Raw genomic sequence first — 20,853 nt, 5'->3', positions numbered from 1 at the left:
CGCGGGCAAGGATGGCGCGACCCAGCACGACCTCGACGGCCGCCCGCGCAATGCCGGCAATGCGGCGCAATGCACTGCCCGGCCGCCTCAGTCCCGGCATGGCCTGCGACACGGCGTTCCGGATCATCGCCCGCCGTCACCTCGATGCCGTTCTCGCCCAGCATGACGGCACTTGCCGCGGCGATCCCGATGCCCTGCACCAGATCCGGATCGCGCTGACACATCTGCGCACCGCCATTCGCTTCTTCTCGCCGATGGTCGACGATGCGCTGCGGCCGAATGTCTGGGCCGAACTGAAATGGCTCAACAGCCAGCTCGGCATGGTGCGTGACCTCGACGTGGCGATCGAGCGGCTCGTCGCCGAGACTGGCGACGAGCTCGCCGTGATCGCCGAGCTCCGGCACTGGGACGAGAAGCGCGCCGAGAGCCACCGCCTGCTGGCGCGCGCGCTGCAATCCGCGCGCTATCGCCGCCTGGTCGAGCAGACCTCGGCCTGGATCGAGAGCGGCCCTTGGTCGACTCATCGCAGCAAGGAAGCCATCAGATTGCGTCGCTGTTCGCTCGCCGAGCATGCGACGGCGCAGCTGGCGGCGTGGGAAAAGACGCTGCTCAGGAAGGCGCGGAAGCTGAGCAAGCTTGACGTCGAGAAACGGCACAAGCTGCGGCTGCTCAACAAGCGGATGACCTATTCGATCGAATCGCTCGCGGATCTGTTCACCGACGGGGCGGCGACGAAGCAGAAGTCCATGCTCAAGCAATTGCGCAAGGCGCAAAAGTCTCTCGGGCAATTGAACGACGATGCGCGAGGGCAAGCGCTGGCGGCCGCGCTGAACGGTGCCGGTCTCGAGGCCGCCGCTCGCTTTCTCAACCGCAAGCGGGAAAAGAAGCTGCTGCAAACCGCCGCGGCGGCCTACCGCAAACTGGACAGGGCCAAGCCCTTCCGCTCCTCCGACCTCGCGCCGAACGCAGAGCCTGAGAATTAGGTGTGAGGCAGTCGGTCATCTCGGTTAGCCCCGAGATCAGCATCGTCGAGACCGCGAACATCATGCTGAAGCGGCATGTCAGCGGCCTTATGGTCGTCGTCGATACCGGCAAGCTGGTCGGCGTCGTCTCGGAAGGAGATTTTCATCCGTCGTAGCGAAATCAGCACCGGAGGCAGGCGCGGGCGCCGCCGGACGGCCGAGCTCAGCGAGGAATGACGGCGGTGGCCTCAATTTCGACGCGCGCCGCCTTCTCGACGAGACGGACCACCTCAACCAGGGCCATCGCAGGATAGTGCGCTCCGAAGACGTCGCGGTAGGCCCTGCCCAGCTCCTTCAGATTGGCCAGGTATTCGTCCATATCGACGACATACCAGGTCAGGCGCACGAGGTGCTCGGGCCGTGCTCCGGCTTCGGCCAGGATCGCAGCGATGTTGCTCAGGGTCTGGCGTACCTGCGCGACGAAGCCGTCCGCGAGGCGCTCTTCGGCATCCCAGCCGATCACCCCGCCAGTGACGACGATCCGCCCGTCAGCAGCCATGCCGTTGGCATAGCCCTTCGGCATTGGCCAGCCAGATGGCTGGAGGATCTGCGCCTTGGGGCGGATTTCCTGCTCGGCTGCTGTCGGCAGCACCGCGAACTGCGGGCCTTTTGACGTCACGGACAATTCTCTATCCTTCTCTCATTCCGCAGCGACGCCTGAGGACGCCGCTGCAGCCTGCGCCAGCTGACGCAGGGCAAAGCGCTTCAACTTGCCGGTCTCGGTTTTTGGCAGTTGCGCAACGAATTCGATCGCGCGCGGATATTTATATGGCGCGATCTCGCGTTTGACATGCTCCTGCAATTCGGTCACGAGCTGCGCGTCCGGCGTCACGCCCGGCGCGACGACGACATAGGCTTTCACGATCATGCCGCGCGCCTCGTCCGGCGCGCCGACCACCCCGCATTCGGCGACCGCCGGATGCGTGAGCAGCGCCGCCTCGACATCGGTTCCTGCGATGTTGTAGCCGGCCGACACGATCATGTCGTCGGAGCGCGACTGGTACCAGAAATAACCGTCGCCATCCATCACATAGGTATCGCCGGTGATGTTCCAGCCATTCTGGACGTATTTCCGTTGTCGCTCATCGGCAAGATAGCGACAGCCGGTCGGGCCACGCACGGCGAGACGACCCATCGTCCCCGGCGGCACGTCACGGCCTTCATCGTCGACGATCTTGGCCTCATAGCCTGGCACCGGCTTGCCGGTCGCGCCTGGGCGAATCTCGTCCTCGGTCGCGCTGATGAAGATGTGCAGCAATTCGGTCGAACCGATACCGTCCATCAGCTTGATGCCGGTGGCCTTCAGCCAGGCCTCGAATGTCGGCTTGGGCAGCGTCTCGCCCGCGGAGACGCATTTGCGAAGCGAGGAGATGTCACGGCCCGCGAGCTTGCCGAGCATGGCCCGATATGCGGTCGGCGCAGTGAAGCAGACCGTGATCTTGTACTGCTCGATCGCATTCAGAATGTCGTCCGGCGTCGTCTTCTCCAGCACCACGAAGGAGGCGCCAATATGCATCGGAAACAACACGCCGCCGAAGCCGAATGTGAAGGCGAGCGGTGCCGAGCCGACGAAGCGATCCTTCCGCTCGGCGCGCAAGATGTTGCGCGCATAGCCGTCGCAGACCGCCAGCATGTCCCGGTGGAAATGCATGGTGCCCTTGGGATCGCCTGTGGTGCCCGAGGTGAAGGCGATCAGGCAGACGTCGTCGGACGAGGTATCGACAGCCCTGAACTCGGGGCTCGCATCCGCGATCAGCGCTTCGAGCGATTCGGCCGCGCCATTGCCCCAATAGACCACGTGCTTGAGGCCGGGCGCCGCGGCCTTCGCCTTCTCCATCTCCTCGGAGAGCTTTCCGTCACACAGCGCGAGCCCGATCTCCGCCTTCTGGATCGGATATGACAACTCCTTGGCGCGCAGGAGCGGCATGGTCGCCACGACGATGCCGCCGGCCTTGATGACCGCGAGATAGGTCGCGACCATCATCGGATTGTTGGCCGAGCGCAGCAGCACGCGTCCGCCGGTCACGAGACCCAGCTTGCCGACCAGCACATTGGCGATGCGGTTCACGAGCGCTTGCAGCTCGCGATAGGTGTAGCTGACCGCAGGACTGATGACGCAAGGCGCATCGCCGTGGCCTTGCTCGACCCAGCGATCGAGGAAATAGCTGACGCAGTTCAATCGCGCGGGATAGCGCAGCTCCGGTCGCGTGAAGATGAATTCGGGCCAGAGCTCGCGCGGCGGCAGATGTTGCCGCGCGAACGTATCGACATGGGCCGTCGCAGCATTGCCGTCACACGAACCCGACACTTGAACCTTGGCAGCGTTGGCCATCGCACGCTCCTTTCAGCATGGATTGCACCCGGCAGCACGATCTGGAAAACATTTTAGGCTTAAAACAATTTGGTGCAATAGCGGATTCTGGGATTTCCTTGCTTTTTCCTGCGGCAAATAGGGTCTGCGGCCCGTCCCGCCGCCTACTTACGGTCGGCTGCGCGCGGCCGATTTCTGCGCCGACGCCTTGGTCTTGGCCAGGAGCCGCATCAATTCCCGCACATCCTTCGGCGTCAGATAGGCGAAAAGGTCGGCGATCCAGGCTTCGTGTTCCGCAGCCATCCTGCGAAACTCGGCGCGCCCGAGTTTTGTGAGGCGGATCACTTGGACGCGGCGGTCCGTCTCCGAGGTACGCCGATCGAGGTGACCGGACTCAACCAGACGCTCGACAAGGCCGGTGACGTTGCCGTTCGACACCATCATGCGCTTGGAGACGTCGGACAGCGTCATGCCGTCCGGCGCCTTGTCGAGCTGCGCCATAAGGTCAAACCGAGGCAGCGTGACGTCGAACCGCTGCCGCAACCGGCCGCGGACTTCCCCTTCGATCAGGGTCGTGCAGGTCAAGAGCCGCAGCCACAGCCGAAGCTCTTCGGCATGGTCCTCCGGCGTTTCCACGGCCTTGGTTTCGGAATCGAGCATGTTGATGCAGTCACTCACGGCCGGCATTGGCGCCGGCACAGATTCCCCAACGTTTTGAGCTTCAAATAAATCGGAGCCGGCCGCAAGTCCAAAGCTGCAACAATCGACCGCAGGTCAATTTCTTTAGGCTTCAAATAATTGGCGCGCCGCTTGCATGCGCTGCTGCCCGCAGGATGCGACGTCTTGAGCTCGGCTTGCCGCGGCGGCCATCATCGGCATAAGCTTGGATTGGAGTACGCGGCTTGCAGCGCAAGCCGATGGTCATGAAGGACAGATCATGAAGACGCAAATGACCTTGGCCGCAGCCGCCATGCTGCTCGGCACCGCGATGAGCCCTGCCCTCGCCCAGGAGAAAATCAAGCTCGGCGTGGTCGTAACCCTGTCGGGACCTGCCGCTGCGCTGGGCCAGCAAGTCCGTGACGGCTTTGCGCTCGCGATCAAGGATCTCGGCGGCAAGATGGGCGGCCGCGATGTCGAGGTGATCGTCGCAGACGACGAATTGAAGCCCGATGCGGCGGTGACCAAGGTGAAAGGCCTGCTCGAGCGCGACAAGGTCGACTTTGTGGTCGGCCCGATCTTCTCCAACATCCTCCAGGCGATCCACCGGCCTATTACAGAATCGAAAACCTTCCTGATCAGCCCCAATGCCGGTCCGTCGACGTTTGCCGGCAAGGACTGCAACCCGTTCTTCTATGTGACGTCCTATCAGAACGATCAGGTCCACGAGATCCTTGGCAAGGTCGCGCAGGATCGCGGCTACAAGCGCATGTACCTGATGGTCCCGAACTATCAGGCCGGCAAGGATTCGGTGGCGGGCTTCAAGCTCGATTACAAGGGCGAGATCGTCGAGGAATCCTACATGCCGCTGAACACGCTGGACTTCCAGCCGGAGCTTTCGAAGATCTCCTCGAAGAAGCCCGATGCGCTGTTCACGTTCATGCCGGGCGGCCTCGGCGTCAACCTCGTCAAGCAATACCGGCAGGCAGGGCTGGCCGATACCATCCCGGTGCTCTCGGCCTTTACGGTGGATGAATCGACCTTGCCGGCGCAGCAGGACGCGGCCGTCGGCATGTTCGGCGGCGCGAACTGGGCGCCCAATCTCGACAATCCGCAGAACAGGAAGTTCGTTGCCGCCTATGAAGCCGCCTACAACAGCGTGCCCGGCACCTACGCCTTCCAGGCCTATGACGCCGCCATGCTGATCAACAGCGCGATCAAGGCCGTGAAGGGCGACCTCTCCAACAAGGAGGCAGTCGCCGCCGCCTTGAAGAAAGCCGATTTTACCTCGCTCCGCGGCGCCTTCAAGTTCAACACCAACGGCTATCCGATCCAGGATTTCTACCTGACCAAGGTCGCCAAGCGTCCGGACGGCAAGTTCCAGACCGAGATCGTGCAGAAGGTCTTCGAGAATTACGGCGACCGCTACGCCAAGGACTGCAAGGCGGCGAACTAAGGCATGATCCGGAAAAGTGCGCAGCGGTTTTCCGAAAAGATCATGCTCAACCATAACCTAAAACCGTATCGCGTTACGGGAGGACTGCAATGAAGAGCGAAATCACCGGCATCACTCGGGCCAATGAGGGCATCCAGGGCATTTCCTGGAACATCCTTGGCCAGACCTATGTGCCGAAGAGCTACGCCGAAAACAGCTTCTCCTGGCATGCGACACTGCCGCCGGGCACGTTCGTGCCGCCGCACATTCACCCCGATCAGGATGAGTATCTGTACATGCTGGAGGGCAAGCTCGATTTCATGCTCGGCAATTCGGAGGCGCAGGCGACCGCGGGCGACCTGATCCGCCTCGGCATGGGCGTGCCGCACGGCATCTTCAACAAGTCGGAGCAGACCGCAAAGGTGCTGTTCTGGGTGTCGCCGAGCCGCAAGCTGTTCGATCTGTTCTGGGGGCTTCACAACATGAAGGAGCAGAAGCCCGAGGACGTGGTGGCGATGGCCGCCGAGTTCAACATCCACTTCCTGCCGCCGCCGCCCGGCGGCTAGCCGGGTCTTTTAAGCGCGCACCGCCGCAAGTCCCGGCACTGCGGCGAAGCCTGCCTTGGTGGCGTAGCCACGCACGATCGCTTCGCGCTGGGAATAGCTCAGGACGTTCTCGACATTGTCGAAACCATCAGGCGCAAGCTGCTCGACGGCGTCGATGACGCCTTCGGGACCGCCGCGCCGGTTGGAGCGGACGATCTCCGCCGTCATCGGCAGACGCTTCTTCTCGTACTCGACCAGCGCCTGGCGCGGATGCTCGGCGCGCACCAGTGCATCGGCAAGGCAACGCGCATCGAGGATCGCCTGCGAGGCGCCGTTCGAGCCAACCGGATACATCGGATGCGCGGCGTCGCCGAGCAGCGTGACGCGCCCGGACGACCAATAGGGCAAGGGATCGCGGTCGCAGGTCGGATATTCGTAGAATTCGGGCGTCGCCGAGATCAGGCTCTTCACGTCGATGTAGGGGACCGAGAAGCGCGCGACATGCGGCATCAGCTCCTCGCGGCGGCCCGGCCGCGACCAATCTTCTTTCCGCGGTGGGGGTGCATTGCCTTCGCCCACCTTGACCAGCACCGCCCAGTTGGTGAGCCGGCTCGCCGGGCTTGATCCTTCCGCTATCGGATAGATCACCACCTTGGCGTTGAGACCGCCGGCCACGATCATGGATTTGCCGGTGAGGAACAGCGGCCAGTCGCGGGCGCCGCGCCACAGCATCAGGCCGTTCCAGCACGGCGGCCCCTCATTCGGGAACAGCGTGTCGCGGACGCGCGAATGGATGCCGTCGGCACCGATCAGGATATCGCCGCGCGCGGTGTGGACATGGGCGCCGACCCGATCGAAGAAATAAGCGGTGACGCCGCCCTCGTCCTGCGTGAAAGCGCCGAGCCGGCGGCCGGTGTGAATCGCTTGCTGCCCGAGCCGCTCCTCGACGGCGCGATGAATGACGCCCTGAAGGCGGCCGCGATGGATCGAGAATTGCGGCACGTCGTGGCCGGCGTCGATGCCGCGGGCTTCGCGCCAGACCTCCTGGCCGTGGCGATTGAGATAATAGAGCTGATCGGTGCGGATCGCCACCTCGTCGAGCTTCTGCAACAGGCCGAGCCCCGCCAACTCGCGCATGGCATGCGGCAGAGTGTTGATCCCGACGCCGAGCTCGCGAATGGTGTCGGCCTGCTCGAAGATCTCACAATCCAGGCCTCGCGAGCGCAGCATCAATGCCGTGGTGAGACCACCGATACCGCCACCGACGATAATCGCCTTCATCGCCCTCACTCCACTCGAAACACAGGCAATGGGCTAAGGTCGCACGGGCGGTCACTCCGCCGCAAGCGGCTTTGCCGCCTCCGCCTTGAGCTCGGCCCGGGTCTTGGGCTTAGCCTTAATTCTCAGCTCCTCGAGGTCCTCCCGGTCGCGAACGCTGTTGCGGAAAATCTGATCTTTTCCGGGCAGATATTGCGGCGGGCAGAACACGTCGTTTGCCCCGTACCAGGCTGCCGCCTTCATGGTGAAGAACGGGTCGACAAGATGCGGACGGCCGAGCGCGACGAGATCCGCCCGGCCGGCGGCCAAAATGGTGTTGGCCTGATCCGCCGTCGTAATGTTGCCGACGCACATGGTGGCTACGCGCGCCTCGTTGCGGACCTGGTCCGAAAAGGGCGTCTGGAACATGCGCCCGTAGACCGGCTGTGCGTCGCGCACGGTCTGGCCGGTCGAGACGTCGACGAGATCGACACCAGCCTCCGCAAAGGCGCGCGCGATGGCGACGGCATCATCGCCAGTGATGCCGCCATCAGCCCAGTCGGTTGCGGAGATGCGCACCGACATCGGCTTGTGCGACGGCCATGTCGCGCGTATAGCCTCGAAGACCTCGAGCGGGAAACGCAGACGGTTGGCGAGCGAACCGCCATAGTCGTCCGTGCGGGTGTTCGTGAGCGGCGAGATGAAGCTCGCGAGCAGATAGCCGTGGGCACAGTGCAATTCGAGCATGTCGAAGCCGCAGCGCTCGCCGCGCTCGGCGGCCGCGACGAAAGCGTCCCTCACCGCATTCATGCCGGCACGATCGAGTTCGCGCGGCACCTGACTGTCCGGGAAATAGGGCAGCGGCGATGCCGAACAGACCTCCCAACCGCCCTGCTCCAGCGGCCGGTCCATGCCGTCCCACATCAATTTGGTCGCGCCCTTGCGGCCGGCGTGGCCCAGTTGCAGGCAAATTTTCGCGGCCGAATTGCCGTGGACGAAATCCACGATGCGCCGCCACGCGGCTTCCTGCTCGTCGTTCCAGAGACCGGCGCAGCCGGGCGTAATCCGGGCATCGCGGCCCACACAGGTCATCTCGGTGAAGATCAGCCCGGCGCCGCCGATCGCACGCGAACCGTAATGCACCAGGTGGAAGTCGGTCGGCACGCCTTCCTTGGCCGAATACATGCACATCGGCGATACCACGGCGCGATTGGCAACCTCCATCTCGCGCAAGCGGAAGGGTTGGAACAGCGGCACGCTCGGGTTGTCGATGTCGACATCGAAGCCGCTGCTGCGCACCTGCCTGGCGAACGTCTTTTCGACCTCGGCCACGAAATCCGGCGCGCGGAGCTTGAGGTTGTCGTAGGTGATTGCCTTCGAGCGAGTCATGACGCCGAAGGCGAATTGCACGGGATCAAAATCCCAGAAGCGGTCGACGTGCTCGAACCAGACCAGGGAGACGTCCGCGGCATGCTGCGTCTTTTCGACCTCCTCGCGGCGGCCGTTCTCATAGACCGCCAGCGCCGCCTCGATGCTGGGCGCCTTCTCCATCGCTTCGGCCAGCGCGATGGCGTCTTCCATCGCGAGCTTGGTGCCCGAGCCGATGGAGAAATGCGCGCTCGCCTTGGCGTCGCCGAGCAGGACCATGTTGTCCTTCACCCAGCGCTTGCTGCGGATCATCGGGAAGTTGCGCCACATCGAGCGGTTGGTCAGCAGCTTGTGCCCATCGAGGAACCAGCCGAAGATCTCCGCCATCCGCGCGGCGGACTGAGCCTCGTCCAGCCCCATCAGCCCGGCGCGCTCGAACGTCTGCGGATCAGTCTCAAAAATCCAGGTCGAATGCCCGGCCTCATACTGATAGGCATGGGCGATGAAGGGCCCCCACTCGGTTTCCTGGAAGATAAAGGTGAAGGCATCGAGCGGCCTGGTCGAGCCCATCCAGGCGAACTTGTTGGAGCGGACGTCGACCTCGGGCTGGAAATGATCGACGTATTTCTCGCGGAAGCGGCTGTTGATGCCGTCCGCAAGCAGGATGAGATCGGCATCGGCGAAACGGGATTCGTCCTCGATATCCACTTCGAAATGCAGGGAGACGCCCAGCTCGCGTGCCCGCTCCTGAAGGATCAGCAGCAGCTTCTGCCGTGAGCAGCCGCAAAAGCCGTTGCCGCCGACCCGGTGGACCGTGCCGCGGAAATGCACGGCAATGTCGTCCCAATAGGCGAATTCCTGAGTGATGCGGCGGTAGCTCGGAAGATCGTGCTTCTCGAAATTGTCCAGCGTGGCGTCGGAGAACACGACGCCAAAGCCGAAAGTGTCATCGGCTCGATTGCGCTCATGCACGGTGACGTCGGCGCCTGGGCGCTGCTTCTTGAGCAGGATCGCAGCGTAGAGACCCGCAGGTCCGCCGCCGATGATCGCGATTTTCATGGGAGCCTCGCCAATTCACCTGCAAACTATTTTAAGCCTAAAATAATTTCGCGCAAGCCCCCGTTGCTGGTCTGGCCCCCGTACAGACGGTTATCCTAGTCGCCCCTGAAGACCGGCTTCACCTTGTTGGCGAAAGCTTCGAAGGCGCGCTCGAAATCCGCCGTCGTCATGCACAACGCCTGGGCGACGGCTTCCGCCTCGATCGCCTCTTCCACCGACATCGCCCATTCCATCGCCAGCATCCGCTTGGTCATGGTGTTGGCGAAGGTCGGCCCTTCCGCGACCTGCTTGGCCAGCAATTGCGCTTGGGGCAGCACCTGCTCGGGCGTAACGAGGCGGCTGAAGAAGCCCCAGCGCTCGCCCTCCTCCGCGGTCATGAACCGGCCCGTGTAGAGCAGTTCGGAGGCGCGTGACTGCCCGATGATCCGCGGCAGGATCGCGCAGGCGCCCATGTCGCAGCCGGCAAGGCCAACCTTATTAAACAGGAACGCGACCTTTGTGCCACTCGCCGCGAGGCGCATGTCCGACGCCATGGCGATGATCGCGCCAGCGCCGGCGCAGATGCCCTCGACCGCAGCCACGATCGGTTGCGGGCAGGCGCGCATCGCCTTGACGAGGTCGCCAGTCATGCGCGTGAAGGCCGTCAGCCCCTTGGTGTCCATCTTCACGAGCGGGCCGATGATCTCGAACACGTCGCCACCAGACGAGAAATTACCGCCAGCGCCGGTGACGACGATAGCCTTGACCGCGTCGTCGAACGCGCAGGCGCGAAAGAAATCGGTCAGTTCCCGATAGCTTTCGAAGGTGAGCGGATTCTTTCGTTCGGGGCGATTGAGCGTAACCGTCGCAACACCGTCGACCACCGCCAGCAGGAAATGCTGCGGCGAGTAATCTGCAAGCGGTATGGTGACGGGATTGGCTGGTCTGCTCATGCGATCTCCTCAGCTTCCTTGTTCCGCGCCTGCGCCACACACGCTAGATTTCACCGCCCGCAACCGCGATCGCCTGCCCGGTGATCGCGCCGGCACCCTCGCCACACAGCCACAGCACGGCATCGGCCACCTCTTGAGGCGTGATCAGCCTTCCTTGCGGATTATGTTTGGCGAGCTCGGCAATCGCCTGCTCGCGGGTTCTGCCGGTCTTCGCCATGATGTTTTCGATACTGCCGGCGACGAGATCGGTGTCGGTGAAGCCGGGACACACTGCATTCACGGTCACATTGCTTCCGGCCATCTCGAGAGCGAGCGAACGCACGAGACCGACCACGGCGTGCTTGGCCGCGGCGTAGGCGCTGACATAGGCATAGCCCTTGAGCCCGGCCGTGGACGCAACTGCGACAATGCGGCCATAGGGACGGTCTTTCATGCCCGGTAATACACCGCGGATGGCATGGACGACGCCCATGAAATTGACATCCATCATGCGGCTGAACAGAGCGCTGTCCGACTTCGCGAATGGCGCGGATTCAGCACTGCCTGCGTTGGCAACCAGGATGTCGATCGGCTTGCGCGTACTCGCCTCAAGGATGGCGGTCTTCAATGAGGCTTCATCAGAGACGTCGGCAACAGCCGCGAAATGCGCCGCGCCTGCGTTGACGGCCCCTGCAAGAGTCGCGGCATTCCGACCGAGCACGGTCACGGTCGCGCCGGCACCGACAAGCGAGGCCGCGATGGCACGGCCGATGCCGCGACCGCCGCCGGTCACCAGCGCGTGCGGCGAATGCGGCAATCCGGACATGCGCTGGCTCCCTGAGATGCTGATCGTTTCCTGGATATATTTTAACCTTCAAATTTTTGCAACGAAAGCGCCGATTGACGATCGGGAACGGCCGCACGGCGATCGGCCCGAAAATTGCTTTAAGTATAAAATTATCCCTTCCCATCGCCCGCGAGCCTGTTAGCATCATAGAGCCAAGCAAAAGGATGTCGCGTGTCGCGGCCAGTGCCAATGATAACAAAGGACGGACGCTTCGCCTACGAAGCCGCGGGCGATCCGGTCGCGACACCTTTGATTTTCCTGCATGGCATTGGCGGCGCGGCGAGAGCCTGGCGGCACCAGCTCGCCACATTCGGCAACCGCTTCCACGCGATCGCATGGGACATGCCGGGCTATGGCGGATCGGCGCCGCTCGCCAGCGTCAGCATCGCTGCCCTGGCGGATGCACTCAAGAGATTCATCGAGCAGCTCGGCGCAAGCAGGCCCATTCTGGTCGGCCATTCGATCGGCGGCATGATCGTCCAGAAGTGGCTGGTGCAGTCGCCGAAACTGGCGCGCGCGGTGGTCCTGGCGCAGACCAGCCCGGCCTTCGGCAAGGCTGAGGGCGATTGGCAGAGATCCTTCATCGCAGCGCGGCTCGGGCCGCTCGATCGTGGGGAGACCATGATGTCGCTGGCGCCTTCGTTGGTGAAGGAGCTGGTCGGCGACGATCCCGATCCAAAGGGAATGGAGCTCGCCCGCGAATGCATGGCAAACGTGCCTGAAGCCAGTTATCGCGCCATGATGCTGGCTCTCATCGGTTTCGATCAGCGCAGCACGCTCAGGGATATTTCAGTCCCAACGCTGCTGCTCTCCGGCTCAAAGGACAACAACGCGCCGGCGCCCATGATGGCGAAGACGGCGACCTTTATTCCTGGAGCTGAATATGTCGAGCTCGCTGGCGTGGGCCATCTCGCCAATCTCGAACGCCCCGATACCTTCAACGAAGCGCTCGGCCGATTCCTGAACTCTCTCGCGACCAAAGCCTAAGGTGATTGCGCCATGACCATGCAAGTCGGCAAGAATATCGGCGCAAGCGACAAGGCCGTGCTCGATGCTCCGATCTTCGATCCTGTCGCATACCGCCTCAGTGACGAGCAGGCCGGCATCATCGCGCGCGCCCGCGAGATCGGCCAGAGCGTGTTCGCCGGCCGCGCTGCGACCTACGATCGCGAGGCGACCTTCCCGACCGAGAATTATCGCGATCTGCACCGCATCGGCCTGCTCGGCGTTGCCATCCCCAAGAAGCACGGCGGCCTCGGCGCGAACTACCAGACTTATGCCTTGGCGGCGGCCGAGATCGGCCGGTACTGCGGCGCGACCGCGCTGACCTGGAACATGCATGTGTGCTCGACGCTGTGGTCGGGCCCGCTGGCCGACGATCTCGACATGGACGCGGACACCCGCGCCGCGCACGAGCAGCGGCGCGCGGTCCATTACAAGCGCATCGTCGAGGACGGCGCGATCTACTCGCAGCCGTTCTCGGAAGGTGGTGCGGCGGCGGCGGGCGGCGTCGCTTTCGGCACGGAAGCAAGGCCGGTCGAGGGCGGCTGGATCGTCAATGGCAAGAAGATCTTTGCATCGCTCTCCGGTCATGCCGATTATTACGGCGTGCTCTGCACCGAGATCGAGGAAGGCGGGAAGGCATCGCGCCGCAATACGCTTTATCTGGCTATTCCTGCCAAATCGGAAGGCGTCTCGGTCGTTGGTGAGTGGGATCCGCTTGGCATGCGTGGCACCGTCTCGCGGACGCTTCTGTTTACGGACGTGTTCGTGCCGGAGGATTCTGCGCTGATGCCGCGCGGCGTCTATTTTCAGGCCGCAATGCGCTGGCCGCACATGTTCCTGACGCTGTCCCCGACCTACATGGGCCTGGCGCAAGCCGCTTATGATTTCACCGTACGTTATCTACGCGGCGCGGTGCCGGGCATGCCGCCGGTCAAACGCCGGATGTACCCGACCAAGCAGATCGCGGTCGCTCAGATGCAGATCAAGCTAGAGCAGATCAAGGCAATCTGGTTCCAGGCCGTGACCGAAGCCCGCGCCAATCCAAGCAAGGAACAGGTGCTGCGGGCCTACGCCGCACAATATTCGGTGATGGAGGGCGCAAATGAGCTCGCCGCGCTCGCAATCCGCACCTGCGGCGGTCAGGCCATGCTGCGGTCGCTGCCGCTGGAGCGGATCTACCGCGACAGCCGCTGCGGTTCGCTGATGCTGCCCTGGACCGCCGAGCTCTGCCTCGACCGGATCGGACGCGAGGCGCTGTACGAGGCCGGCGAGACGGACGACTGACGGTGGACCTCTGTAGCCTGATCGACCGCAACGCGGCGTTCGCGCCAGACAAGACGGCCATTGCCTTCGAAGGGGAACGGCTGAGCTATGCCGCATTCGCCGCGCGCATCGAACGGACCGCAACTGCTTTGAAGCGGGAACTCGGCGTCGGCCACGGCGACCGCGTCGCGATCCTGAGCCTGAACCGGCCTGACTACCTGGTTCTGCTCTACGCTTGTGCGCGGCTCGGGGCGATGCTGGTGCCGCTGAACTGGCGGCTGGCGGTCGCCGAGCAGCTGTTCATTCTGAGCGATGCCGGCGCCAAGATCCTGGTGCTCGAGCAGGCATTTGAGGGAGTACTTGCCGAACTTGGGCGGACTGCGCCAGGGACATCGGTCGTCGGCCTCGACTTCACGCCGCCTCGCGGCACGACATTCGAAGATCTGCTGGCTCGCAGCCCGAGCAGCGGCCGCAATCCGCACACCGATCTCTCCTGCCCGCTCCTCATCGTCTACACCTCAGGAACAACGGGACGGCCGAAGGGCGCGGTGCTGCGGCAGGAAGCGCTGTTCTGGAACGGCGTCATGAGCCAGCACATGCACAACATGACGTCGGACGACCACGTGCTGACCGTGCTGCCGTTCTTCCACGTCGGCGGCCTCAATATCCAGACGACGCCGGCGCTGCAGTTGGGCGCAACCGTCACGATCCACGCCCGCTTCACGCCGGCTACAGCGCTCGCAGCGATCGAACGCGAGCGGCCGACGCTGACCGTGATGGTGCCGGCGATCATCCAGGCCGTGAGCGAGCATCCCGCCTGGACGACGGCCGATCTCTCGTCACTCAAGGCCGTCGCCACTGGCTCGACGATCGTGCCGCCGCACTTGATCGACCGTTTCGTCGCGCGGGGCGTTCCCGTGCTTCAGGTCTACGGCTCGACGGAAACCTGCCCCATCGCCATCTACACCCGCCTCGGCGGTGACCTCTCGAGAGTGGGATCGACCGGACTGGCCGGCCTGTGCTGCGAGGCAAAGGTGGTCGATCAGGACGGAGTCGAGGTGCCGGCCGGCACACCGGGCGAAATCGCGGTGCGCGGCGCCAACGTGTTCTTCGAATATTGGGGCAATGCGGACGCCACACGTGATGCGCTGCACGACGGCTGGTATCGCACCGGAGATATTGGCCTGTGCGATGCGGACGGCTATTTCTGGGTGCGCGACCGCAAGAAGAACCTGATCATTTCCGGCGGCGAGAATGTCTATCCAGCTGAGGTCGAGCGCGTCCTGCTCGAACATCCCGATGTCAGCGAATGCGCCGTGATCGGCCGGCCGGACCCGCGCTGGGACGAAGTCCCCGTCGCTTATGTCATCCGGCGATCCGGCTCGCATCTCGAAGCGGATGAGCTCAGAGCGTACATCCAGGCACAGCTCGCGCGATTCAAAGTTCCCCGCGATATCGTCTTCGTCACCGACCTGCCGCGCACTGCGCTCGGCAAGGTGCAGCATTTCTTGCTGAAGCAGCTCGATTCGCAATCGCGCGCGCAAGGAGAAAGATCTTGAAGATTGCGGTTCTGGGTGGGGGAAACGGCTCGTTCGCAGCCGCGGGCGATTTTGCGCTGGCGGGGCACGACGTCCGGCTCTGGCGCCGCGATGCGGATCAGGTCGCAGCGCATCGCGCCACCGGCTCGCGCATTCTGGTCAAGGATCATAACGGCCGCCACGACGTGGAGCTCGCGCTGGTCACGGCCGACATCGCCGAAGCCGTCAACGGCGTCGAGCTGATCCTCTGCCCCGCGCCTGCCTTCGCACAGCCGGATATTGCCCGTCAGCTCGCCCCGCATCTGCAGGACGGCCAGGTTATTTTTCTGCCGCCGGCGACATTCGGCTCGATGATATTCGCCCAAGCCGCCCGAGATGCCGGTAACCACGCCGAGGTGAGCTTTGCCGAGACCGGGACGTTGCCCTGGCTGACCCGCAAGCATGGACCATTCGAGGTCGCGATCACGATCCGTGCCAAGCGACTGCCCGTCGGCGTGTTCCCGCTCGATCGTGCCGCACATGCGCTCGAAGTCATTGGACGCGCTTTCCCCGGCGTGATCGAACCGTGCGGAGATGCGCTGTCCGGCTCCCTGATGAATGCAGGGCCTATCATCCATCCACCGTTGATCGTGATGAACGCCGGCCCGATCGAACATTTCGAGCGCTGGGACATTCACAAGGAAGGCACGCAAGCCGCGATCCGCCGGGTCACCGACGCGCTCGACGCGGAACGCATCGCGGTGCGCGAGGCGCTCGGTTACGGCGCGCCGCATTTCCCGCTGGCTCATCACTATGCGAAGAAGGGCGAGATTTGGATGTATGGCCGCGGCTCGCACGACCGGCTGACCGATTCCGGCGACTGGCGCGAACGGATCGTGCTGACCGAGCACCGCTACATGCGAGAGGATCTGCGGCTCGGGCTGTCGTTGCTGGTCTCCGTCGCCGCCCTGGCTGGCGTGGCCACGCCGCTGGCCAAAGCGTTCCTCGCGATCGGCGGCGCGATCTGCGGCGAGGATTTTGCGCGAGAGGGCCGAACGCTCGAGACGCTGAGGCTCGGCAATCTCAGCAAGGCTGAATTGCAGACGCTGCTTCGCAATGGATTCTGATCGATGACCAATCACGTCAATATCGCCTGTCTCGGGGCTGGCCGCATGGGACGCGGCATCGCCGTCGCGTTCGCCTATGCGGGGCACGAGGTCACGATGATCGACATCAAGGCGCGCGCCGCGGACGATTTCGCCAAGCTGGAGGCGGACGCACTCGGCGAAATCAGGAAGACCTTTGCCAGCCTGTCGAAGCTGGGGCTACTGACCGAGATGGACGTCGATCCGCTGATCGCGCGGGTCTCGGTGGTGGCGGCCGGCGAAGGCGGTGCAGCGCTATCCGAGGCCGGTATGGTCTTCGAGGGCGTCCCTGAGGTCGTCGAGCTCAAGCGGGAGGTACTGGCGGCCGCCTCAAGGCAGGTCGGCCCGGACACGATTATTGCATCGACGACGTCGACGATCCTCGTCGACGATCTGTCCGGCGCGATCGTGAACCCTCGCCGCTTCCTCAACGTGCATTGGCTCAACCCGGCCTATCTGATCCCGCTGGTCGAAGTTTCGCCTGGCAAGGCCACCGACCCCGCCATCATCGACGAGGTCAAGGTGCTGCTCGAAGGCATCGGCAAGATACCGGTGGTCTGTGCGGCGACGCCTGGATTCATCGTCCCGCGCATCCAGGCGCTGGCGATGAACGAGGCCGCTCGGATGGTTGAGGAGGGTGTCGCCAGCGCGGAGGAAATCGACAAGGCGATCCGCTACGGCTTCGGCTTCCGCTACGCCGTGCTCGGCCTGCTCGAATTCATCGACTGGGGTGGCGGCGACATCCTGTACTATGCGAGCCGCTATCTCGAAGGTGCACTGGGGAGCGATCGCTATCGGGCGCCAGAGGTGATTTCGCGCAACATGAGCGAGGGCCGGATCGGCCTGCGGACGGGCGCGGGCTTCCTCGACTACTCCGGCCTCGATGTCGATGCCTATCGTGTCGAGCGACTCAGGGCCATGGTCGACCTGCTCCGCCACTTTGGCCTGGCGCGACCGCCCGTGCTCGATCGCGGCTAGCCGAAGACGTCCTGGAGCACACCTTCGCGGACGACCGCAACACCGTCGAGCTCGATCGTCGTTCCCATCATTGGCAGGTCGAAATGACCCGCCGTGTAGCGGCCCGCGAATTCATTCGCACCAGTCGAGAACAGGAAATTGCCCGACACAGCGCGAAGCTCGGTACCGTTGGTATCGCGCTGGTCGTACATCGAGAGCGCCTCGTACCGCGCGCCGGGGTTCATGCCAAAACCGACATGCGAGACCGCATAGGCTTCGCGATCACCCCAGGCGGCGAGATAGCTGCGCATCATCGCGGCATCCGTACCTTCGCCTTCCAGCTCGACGACGTAATCGTCCTTCAGCGTCATCTTCACCGGTGACGTCAGATAACGTTTGAAGGTTAGGTTGATGTCGCCGGGCGCCATCACCAGCGTGCCGTTGATGGTCCCACTCTTGGGGAAGCTGACGACGATGCCACCCGGCCAATGCGCGAGTGTGCCGGGTTTGTCGGTCCAGCCCCACACGCCGACCGTGGAGGCTCCGACCATGTCGACGTCAAGCGCCGTTCCGGCCTTTGAAGTGACCCGCATCCGCTTCGTTCCGCGCAGCATCTTCGCCGCGGCACGAACGCGCTTCTCGAGCGCGGGATCCTGCACCATCCGTTCCAGCGCCTCGGGATGCTCGTTCGAAATCACCAGAATGCGCGCGCCAGCCTTGAGAATTTCGGGTGTCTCCACCGCATGCATCAGGCCCTCGATGGTGCAATCCACCACAAAGCTGGCCTGCTGAAGCGCGCTGATCACCGGCCCCAGCTGCTGGATCGCCTCGCTCGCCCCGGTCGAGCGAACCGGAACGACATGACGGTTACGCGGTGTCGGCATTACCACGTGAAACGGCCGTGCTCCCATCCGGAGCAGCGCGAGCTCCGCCAGATGCACGTTCAACGCGCGCGACTGGGTTTCCGAGAGGATCGCCGCGGTATCGCCCGCCCTGACGGCGCATCGGTCAAAGATTTCGCAAAATGCGTCGATCCATTTTGCCTCGATGCGATCAGCCAGCATGGTCCACTCCCGGTCGTCAAGATTCTCTATTTGTCTGTTACGCTTCGGGGAAGCCCCGGAGCAGATACGATCGCACGGCGCCCAGCAGACCGTTCAGGATCAAACCCAGCAGCGAGATCGTGATCAACGGAACGAACATGTCCACAGCCTGGAAAGTTCGAGCCGCCGTCACGAGCGCATGGCCTAGTCCATCCGTTGACGTGATCATCTCGGCCAGAAACACCACGATGCAGGAAATAACAAGGCCGATCCGGCAGCCGGTCAGGATCGAAGGCATCGCCGCCGGCAGCACGACCTTGAAGAGGATTTCATAGCGCGGCGTTCCTGCCGCCATTGCCGACCAGATCAGCTTCTGCTCCACGGTCGACGCGCCGTAATAGGTCGAGAGCAGAATGGGAAAGAGTGCGTCCGCGGCAACCAATGTGATCTTGGATCCGTGGCCGAAGCCGAGCAGCAACAGCAATGCCGGATAGAGAGCGACCTTGGGCAACGGCGCCAATACGCGCACGATTGGTCGAACCACGGCATTGATCGCGGGATTGGCGGCGGCGGCGATGCCGATGCTGACACCCAGCACGACGGCAATCGCGAACCCAGCAAACAACCGGATCAGGGTCGCCGCGATCTCCTGCTGAAACGTCCACGTTACGAGTTGCTGGAGCAGCCGACTGAACACATATCCCGGCGGCGGCAGCAGAGCCACAGGCGCAAGGCCTGTTGACACGAGGCCTTGCCACACTGCGATCACCAGTACGATTGGCGCGAGCCCGAGAGCGAGATTTGGGGAGAGAAGGCGCGACATCACGAGAAGCTCAGCGGCAGGTCGAATTGAGGCTCGGACCAGCGGACAAGGCGGGCACGAACCCTTTCGAATATCGCGTCGAGGCAGATTCCCATTGCCCCCACGATGATGATCATCGCAAAGACGGTGTCGTACTGGCCCATGTCTAGCGCATTAAACAGGATGTTCCCGGCGCCGGACTGACGGGCGATCATCTCGCTGGTGATCATCGTGATCAGCGCCAGCACCAATCCCGTGCGGCAGCCGGTCAGAATTTCCGGCAGGGCCGCGGGCAACACGATGCGCACCAGGCGCTGCGCCGGAGAAAGCCCCATCGCGGCGCCCGACCACAGCATCTTTTCCTCAACCGCTTTGGCGCCCTCAAAACTGTGATAGATCACGGGCAGGCTGACGCCAAGGAAGATCACCAATGTCTTCGTAATGTCGCCAACGCCCAGCCACAGCATGATGATCGGCATCAAGGCCGCCTTCGGCACCGGGTAGATCACCATCAGGAGCGGATTGAAGAAGGCCGCGACCGCAGCGCTACGTCCCATTAACAGCCCAAGTGGAATCGAAACAAGCACGGCCACGCCAAACCCGATTGCCATGCGGCGGAGCGAGGCCAGGATATTGACCAGCGCTTCCTTGTCGCCAAGGATGTCCGGAATCGCGCGGATTGCTTCGATCGCCGTGGGAAAGCTGTCATTCTTCAGCGCGAGTGACGCGACCTGCCACACCGCCAGCAGTCCGATGCAGGCGAGCACCGGGGCAGAGCGTTTGACTATGCCGGCCGACGACATCATGCGAGCGAGCCGGCTTCGTCGCTCTCATCGAACATGCGCTCGATGTCGACGACGTACTTCTGGTACCGCGGATCAAGCAACAGCTCGCTGCGGCGGCGCGGCCGCGGCAGATCGATGTCGATGACCTGCCGGATGCGGCCTGGCGATTTCGACATCATCACGACCTTGTCGGAAAGGAAGACGGCCTCGTCGACCGAATGGGTGACGAATAGCACCGTCTTGCGATCACGCTCCCAGATGTTCAAGAGATCGTTCTGCAAGCGCGTCCGGGTATACGCGTCGAGCGCGCCGAATGGTTCGTCCATCAACAGGACTTCGGGATGGTAGGCGAGCGTTCGCGCCAGCGCGACGCGCTGCTTCATTCCGCCCGACAGCTCCTTGGGGTAGAAGTTCTCGTAGCCCTTGAGGCCGACCATCTCGATCAAGGTCCGGCTCTGGGCTTCGGCGTCGGTGGTGCGCACGCCTTGCTGGCGGGGGCCGTACATCACATTGCCGAGCACGGTCTTCCAGGGAAACAGCGCGAATTCCTGGAACACCGGTCCGCGATCCGGACCCGGCCCCGTGATCGCGTTTCCCTTCATCTTCGCCGCGCCGCTGGTCGGACTGACGAAGCCTCCGACTATGTAGAGCAGGGTCGACTTGCCACAACCGGATGGGCCGAGGATGGAAACAAAAGCGCGTTCCTCGATCGTCAGCGAGATGTCCGACAACGCCACATGATCTCTGCGCGCCGAGGTCTGAAAGACCTGCGAGACGTGGTCGATCTCGATGATCGCAGGAGCCGGCTCTTGTCGCGTCACCGGTTTCACCCATTCGCTTGATCTTGAAGGCACTACCTTCATCGCGTCTCTCGCCTCGCTCGCGCGCGAATATCGCGCGACACGCCCCGCTGAATGTCCTCCA

19 protein-coding genes and 1 pseudogene are annotated in these 20,853 nt (G+C 63.4%); 9 read left to right on the top strand and 11 right to left on the bottom strand.

What is annotated here, in order from left to right:
- Positions 1-11: 11 nt before the first annotated feature.
- Together IVA78_RS28575 and IVA78_RS34665 are read left to right on the top strand one after the other, a co-directional pair.
- Positions 12-983 (top strand): CHAD domain-containing protein, encoded by a 972-nt coding sequence (locus IVA78_RS28575; protein ID WP_247468879.1) that lies wholly within the window; start codon positions 12-14, stop codon positions 981-983.
- A gap of 2 nt (positions 984-985) precedes the next feature.
- A pseudogene (locus IVA78_RS34665) lies at positions 986-1,166 on the top strand (CBS domain-containing protein); the annotation flags it as partial.
- 19 nt (positions 1,167-1,185) lie between these two features.
- Here the strand turns inward: IVA78_RS34665 and IVA78_RS28565 are convergent.
- From IVA78_RS28565 to IVA78_RS28555, 3 genes are all read right to left on the bottom strand, one after another.
- Entirely contained in the window at positions 1,186-1,647 is a 462-nt protein-coding gene (locus IVA78_RS28565; protein ID WP_247468876.1) for a RidA family protein, read from the bottom strand.
- A 15-nt stretch (positions 1,648-1,662) separates the two neighbouring features.
- A complete protein-coding gene (locus tag IVA78_RS28560; RefSeq protein WP_247468874.1) occupies positions 1,663-3,354 on the bottom strand; it encodes a benzoate-CoA ligase family protein in 1,692 nt (563 codons plus the stop codon).
- 147 nt (positions 3,355-3,501) lie between these two features.
- Positions 3,502-4,020, bottom strand: a complete 519-nt coding sequence (locus IVA78_RS28555) for a MarR family transcriptional regulator (protein WP_247468872.1) — start codon at positions 4,018-4,020, stop codon at positions 3,502-3,504.
- A gap of 250 nt (positions 4,021-4,270) precedes the next feature.
- Here IVA78_RS28555 and IVA78_RS28550 point away from each other — a divergent pair, with 250 nt between their 5' ends.
- Both IVA78_RS28550 and IVA78_RS28545 read left to right on the top strand, forming a co-directional pair.
- Positions 4,271-5,446 (top strand): ABC transporter substrate-binding protein, encoded by a 1,176-nt coding sequence (locus IVA78_RS28550; protein WP_247468870.1) that lies wholly within the window; start codon positions 4,271-4,273, stop codon positions 5,444-5,446.
- An 89-nt stretch (positions 5,447-5,535) separates the two neighbouring features.
- Entirely contained in the window at positions 5,536-5,991 is a 456-nt protein-coding gene (locus tag IVA78_RS28545) for a cupin domain-containing protein (protein WP_080136282.1), read from the top strand.
- Positions 5,992-6,000: 9 nt separating this feature from the next.
- Here IVA78_RS28545 and IVA78_RS28540 read toward each other — a convergent pair whose 3' ends face one another.
- From IVA78_RS28540 to IVA78_RS28525, 4 genes are all read right to left on the bottom strand, one after another.
- Positions 6,001-7,251, bottom strand: a complete 1,251-nt coding sequence (locus tag IVA78_RS28540; RefSeq protein WP_247280606.1) for a flavin-dependent oxidoreductase — start codon at positions 7,249-7,251, stop codon at positions 6,001-6,003.
- A 51-nt stretch (positions 7,252-7,302) separates the two neighbouring features.
- Positions 7,303-9,654 carry a bifunctional salicylyl-CoA 5-hydroxylase/oxidoreductase gene (locus tag IVA78_RS28535; protein WP_247468869.1) on the bottom strand — a complete coding sequence of 784 codons (2,352 nt, stop codon included), beginning with the start codon at positions 9,652-9,654 and terminating at the stop codon, positions 7,303-7,305.
- Positions 9,655-9,749: 95 nt separating this feature from the next.
- The gene (locus IVA78_RS28530) at positions 9,750-10,586 is read right to left on the bottom strand and encodes an enoyl-CoA hydratase family protein (RefSeq protein ID WP_247280604.1); all 837 of its coding nucleotides are present in this window, start codon (positions 10,584-10,586) and stop codon (positions 9,750-9,752) included.
- Positions 10,587-10,629: 43 nt separating this feature from the next.
- Positions 10,630-11,391 carry an SDR family oxidoreductase gene (locus IVA78_RS28525; RefSeq protein WP_247460583.1) on the bottom strand — a complete coding sequence of 254 codons (762 nt, stop codon included), beginning with the start codon at positions 11,389-11,391 and terminating at the stop codon, positions 10,630-10,632.
- A 210-nt stretch (positions 11,392-11,601) separates the two neighbouring features.
- On the opposite strand from IVA78_RS28525, the gene IVA78_RS28520 reads away from it, so the two are divergent.
- From IVA78_RS28520 to IVA78_RS28500, 5 genes are read left to right on the top strand one after another with little or no spacing between them, the layout of a single operon-like run.
- Positions 11,602-12,399 carry an alpha/beta fold hydrolase gene (locus IVA78_RS28520; protein ID WP_247354507.1) on the top strand — a complete coding sequence of 266 codons (798 nt, stop codon included), beginning with the start codon at positions 11,602-11,604 and terminating at the stop codon, positions 12,397-12,399.
- A 12-nt stretch (positions 12,400-12,411) separates the two neighbouring features.
- Entirely contained in the window at positions 12,412-13,701 is a 1,290-nt protein-coding gene (locus tag IVA78_RS28515) for an acyl-CoA dehydrogenase family protein (protein ID WP_247468867.1), read from the top strand.
- A 2-nt stretch (positions 13,702-13,703) separates the two neighbouring features.
- Complete coding sequence (locus IVA78_RS28510; protein ID WP_247468865.1) at positions 13,704-15,239, top strand: long-chain-fatty-acid--CoA ligase; 1,536 nt, start codon at positions 13,704-13,706, stop codon at positions 15,237-15,239.
- Positions 15,236-16,324 carry an NAD/NADP-dependent octopine/nopaline dehydrogenase family protein gene (locus tag IVA78_RS28505; RefSeq protein ID WP_247468863.1) on the top strand — a complete coding sequence of 363 codons (1,089 nt, stop codon included), beginning with the start codon at positions 15,236-15,238 and terminating at the stop codon, positions 16,322-16,324. The genes IVA78_RS28510 and IVA78_RS28505 overlap by 4 nt, the downstream gene beginning before the upstream one ends.
- A 3-nt stretch (positions 16,325-16,327) precedes the next feature.
- Positions 16,328-17,320, top strand: coding sequence for a 3-hydroxybutyryl-CoA dehydrogenase (locus tag IVA78_RS28500; protein ID WP_247468862.1), 993 nt, complete (start codon positions 16,328-16,330; stop codon positions 17,318-17,320).
- Here the strand turns inward: IVA78_RS28500 and IVA78_RS28495 are convergent.
- Genes IVA78_RS28495 through IVA78_RS28480 form a run of 4 tightly spaced genes read right to left on the bottom strand, consistent with a single transcriptional unit; the run spans position 17,317 to position 20,792 of the window.
- Complete coding sequence (locus tag IVA78_RS28495; protein WP_247468860.1) at positions 17,317-18,363, bottom strand: peptidase M29; 1,047 nt, start codon at positions 18,361-18,363, stop codon at positions 17,317-17,319. The two genes, IVA78_RS28500 and IVA78_RS28495, sit on opposite strands and share 4 nt — an antisense overlap.
- Positions 18,364-18,400: 37 nt before the next feature.
- Entirely contained in the window at positions 18,401-19,168 is a 768-nt protein-coding gene (locus IVA78_RS28490; protein WP_247468858.1) for an ABC transporter permease subunit, read from the bottom strand.
- Positions 19,165-19,950 carry an ABC transporter permease gene (locus IVA78_RS28485; RefSeq protein ID WP_247468856.1) on the bottom strand — a complete coding sequence of 262 codons (786 nt, stop codon included), beginning with the start codon at positions 19,948-19,950 and terminating at the stop codon, positions 19,165-19,167. The genes IVA78_RS28490 and IVA78_RS28485 overlap by 4 nt, the downstream gene beginning before the upstream one ends.
- Positions 19,947-20,792 carry an ABC transporter ATP-binding protein gene (locus IVA78_RS28480; RefSeq protein WP_247468854.1) on the bottom strand — a complete coding sequence of 282 codons (846 nt, stop codon included), beginning with the start codon at positions 20,790-20,792 and terminating at the stop codon, positions 19,947-19,949. The genes IVA78_RS28485 and IVA78_RS28480 overlap by 4 nt, the downstream gene beginning before the upstream one ends.
- Positions 20,793-20,853: the final 61 nt, after the last annotated feature.

This window comes from Bradyrhizobium sp. 137, assembly GCF_023074095.1.
Classification (GTDB): domain Bacteria; phylum Pseudomonadota; class Alphaproteobacteria; order Rhizobiales; family Xanthobacteraceae; genus Bradyrhizobium.
This window is presented reverse-complemented; position numbering and strand designations above follow the sequence as displayed.

Coding starts and splice junctions, on each gene's coding strand:
- IVA78_RS28545 (WP_080136282.1), top strand. CDS start 5,536: ATGAAGAGCGAAATCACCGGCATCACTCGGGCCAATGAGGGCATCCAG.
- IVA78_RS28550 (WP_247468870.1), top strand. CDS start 4,271: ATGAAGACGCAAATGACCTTGGCCGCAGCCGCCATGCTGCTCGGCACC.
- IVA78_RS28560 (WP_247468874.1), bottom strand. CDS start 3,354: ATGGCCAACGCTGCCAAGGTTCAAGTGTCGGGTTCGTGTGACGGCAAT.
- IVA78_RS28520 (WP_247354507.1), top strand. CDS start 11,602: ATGATAACAAAGGACGGACGCTTCGCCTACGAAGCCGCGGGCGATCCG.
- IVA78_RS28480 (WP_247468854.1), bottom strand. CDS start 20,792: ATGAAGGTAGTGCCTTCAAGATCAAGCGAATGGGTGAAACCGGTGACG.
- IVA78_RS28535 (WP_247468869.1), bottom strand. CDS start 9,654: ATGAAAATCGCGATCATCGGCGGCGGACCTGCGGGTCTCTACGCTGCG.
- IVA78_RS28485 (WP_247468856.1), bottom strand. CDS start 19,950: ATGATGTCGTCGGCCGGCATAGTCAAACGCTCTGCCCCGGTGCTCGCC.
- IVA78_RS28495 (WP_247468860.1), bottom strand. CDS start 18,363: ATGCTGGCTGATCGCATCGAGGCAAAATGGATCGACGCATTTTGCGAA.
- IVA78_RS28525 (WP_247460583.1), bottom strand. CDS start 11,391: ATGTCCGGATTGCCGCATTCGCCGCACGCGCTGGTGACCGGCGGCGGT.
- IVA78_RS28500 (WP_247468862.1), top strand. CDS start 16,328: ATGACCAATCACGTCAATATCGCCTGTCTCGGGGCTGGCCGCATGGGA.
- IVA78_RS28555 (WP_247468872.1), bottom strand. CDS start 4,020: ATGCCGGCCGTGAGTGACTGCATCAACATGCTCGATTCCGAAACCAAG.
- IVA78_RS28530 (WP_247280604.1), bottom strand. CDS start 10,586: ATGAGCAGACCAGCCAATCCCGTCACCATACCGCTTGCAGATTACTCG.
- IVA78_RS28575 (WP_247468879.1), top strand. CDS start 12: ATGGCGCGACCCAGCACGACCTCGACGGCCGCCCGCGCAATGCCGGCA.
- IVA78_RS28540 (WP_247280606.1), bottom strand. CDS start 7,251: ATGAAGGCGATTATCGTCGGTGGCGGTATCGGTGGTCTCACCACGGCA.
- IVA78_RS28515 (WP_247468867.1), top strand. CDS start 12,412: ATGACCATGCAAGTCGGCAAGAATATCGGCGCAAGCGACAAGGCCGTG.